The following is a 2,195-nucleotide window of genomic DNA, read 5'->3' as shown; positions in this document are numbered from 1 at the left end:
CCGTCACTGTCCGATTTCAGGGGAGTAGCTCACCGAAGTTGTCTCTCGGCCACCCTATGAAGAATGAGATGTCCGTATTTTCGGGAGGTTATCCACATTCATGAACCCGGAGGTCCGTGTTTCCAGCTTCGAGAGCCTCTCCCATGCCTTATGATCATCTGAACACCTGCGGGACCGCCCGCAGTGAGGATCATCATCAGCGAACGTCGACGGGCCCGGCCCTCCGGCGCAGGGAGCAACTCGGCCGATGGCGCGAGACCGGAGATATATTGCCAACGAGGAGGCGCCACGCAGACGGCGGCTTCCGCGTCGGTATCTCCTAGCGCCCGTGTTTCGCCCGCTTTGGCCGACACCCCCGACACGCCCCTTGCCGGGAATCATCAGGTATCGCAGCCTCGGGATCACTTGCTTGCCCTGGTCCGGGCCTTGGCGCGCGATGCCGCCCGCGCCGATCACCTTATGGAACAGGGACAGGACACCGACTGACATCCCTGCCCCTTGCGAACTGGAGATTTCCCCATGACCCTCCGCGTGGCCCTCTACGCTCGCTACTCCACCGACCTGCAGAACGCCGCCTCCATCGAGGACCAGATCCGGCTGTGTCGCGAACGCGCCCTGCGCGAGGGCTGGCAGATCGTCGGCACCTATGAGGATGCCGGCCTGTCGGGGTCGAGCATGATCCTCCGACCCGGTCTTCAACGGCTTTTGCAGGACGGCCGCAATCATCGATTCGATCTCGTGCTGTCCGAAGCCCTCGACCGCATCTCGCGCAACCAAGCCGACATCGCGACTATCTACCAGAACCTGTCCTTTGCGGGCGTGAACCTCCTGACACTGGCCGACGGTCAGGTGAACGAGATGCATATCGGCCTTAAGGGCACGATGAACGCGCTGTTCCTCAAGGAACTCGCAGCCAAGACCCACCGGGGCTTGCGCGGACGGGTGGAGAAGGGCAAGTCCGGCGGCGGCAATGCCTTCGGCTACTCCGTCCTGCGGCATATGGGCGAGAACGGGGAAATCCGGCGGGGTGACCGTGAGATCAATGCGGAGGAGGCGGCCATCGTGCAGCGTATCTCACCGCCTAAGCCGAGGGAATGTCGCCGAACCGGATCGCCGATCAGCTCAACCGCGAAGGCATTCCGGGGCCCCGTGCCGGCAAGTGGGACAATCCACCATCCATGGCAATCCCAAGCGCGGCACGGGGATCCTGAACAACGAGATCTATATCGATCGCCTGGTTTGGAACCGGCAGCGCTTCGTCAAGGACCCGGCGACCGGCAAGCGGCAGGCGCGCCTCAATCCCGAAGCGGAGTGGATCATCACCGACGTGCCCGATCTGCGCCTCATTGATCCGGCCCTCTGGGAGGAGGTGAAGGCCCGGCAGCAGGGCCGGAAGATCGAGCAAACCGACAAGGAAGCCTGGGAACGGCGCAAGCCGCGCTTCCTGCTGACGGGTCTGGTCAAATGCGGGTGCTGCGGCGGTGGCTTTTCCACCATCGGCAAGGATCGCTTCGGCTGCAGCAATTCGCGCAACAAAGGCACGTCCGTCTGCAGCAACCGCACCGGCATTTCCCGGCAGGAGCTGGAGGGTAGGATCCTGACCGCCCTGTCGGATCGGCTGATGGACCCGGACCTTGTGAAGGTGTTCGCGGACGAATACGTCGCCGAGCGCAATCGTCTGGCGGCACGCCATACCGATGACCGGGCAGTGAAGGAAAAGGAATTGGCAAAGGTCATCGAGGAGCAGGATGCGCTGGTGAACGCCCTGCTCTCCGGTCTGCCGCCCGACCGGATCAAGGCGAAGATGGAACAGCTGGAGATCCGGCAAAAGCAGCTGGAGCGGGACGTCACCGCGACCCCTGCCCGGGCGGCCACCGTACGGATCCATCCGAAGATGGCCGATACCTATCACGACCGCGTCCGGGGACTGATCGCCGGATTGACGGAGTCGGATCGGGAGAGCGAGGAGGGTGAGGCGATCCGTGGCCTGATCGAGAAGATCGTGGTTATATCGGTGCCGACGTCAGGGAAACGCAGCCGGTTCGAGTTGACGCTTTACGGGGATCTAGCGGGCATTCTGGCGTTGAGCGTTGGTGCGGAGCTGCTATCCGGATAGCAAAAAAACTCCTGCGAACAGGATGTTGTGGAAAGTGTAGGATTTCTGGTTGCGGGAGCAGGATTTGAACCTGCGACCT

At 62.6% G+C, this 2,195-nt stretch carries 2 protein-coding genes; both read left to right on the top strand.

Features of this window, described 5'->3' with window-relative positions:
- The first annotated feature begins 519 nt into the window (after positions 1 to 519).
- Positions 520 to 1,350 carry a recombinase family protein gene (locus E2K76_RS20940; RefSeq protein WP_246033036.1) on the top strand — a complete coding sequence of 277 codons (831 nt, stop codon included), beginning with the start codon at positions 520 to 522 and terminating at the stop codon, positions 1,348 to 1,350.
- A complete protein-coding gene (locus tag E2K76_RS20935; protein ID WP_246033037.1) occupies positions 1,235 to 2,116 on the top strand; it encodes a recombinase zinc beta ribbon domain-containing protein in 882 nt (293 codons plus the stop codon). The genes E2K76_RS20940 and E2K76_RS20935 overlap by 116 nt, the downstream gene beginning before the upstream one ends.
- Positions 2,117 to 2,195 lie beyond the last annotated feature (79 nt).

It is taken from the genome of Falsirhodobacter xinxiangensis (assembly GCF_004959935.1).
GTDB lineage: Bacteria > Pseudomonadota > Alphaproteobacteria > Rhodobacterales > Rhodobacteraceae > Falsirhodobacter > Falsirhodobacter xinxiangensis.
The sequence above is the reverse complement of the archived record's forward strand: the minus strand, read 5'-3'. Positions and strand labels throughout refer to the sequence as shown.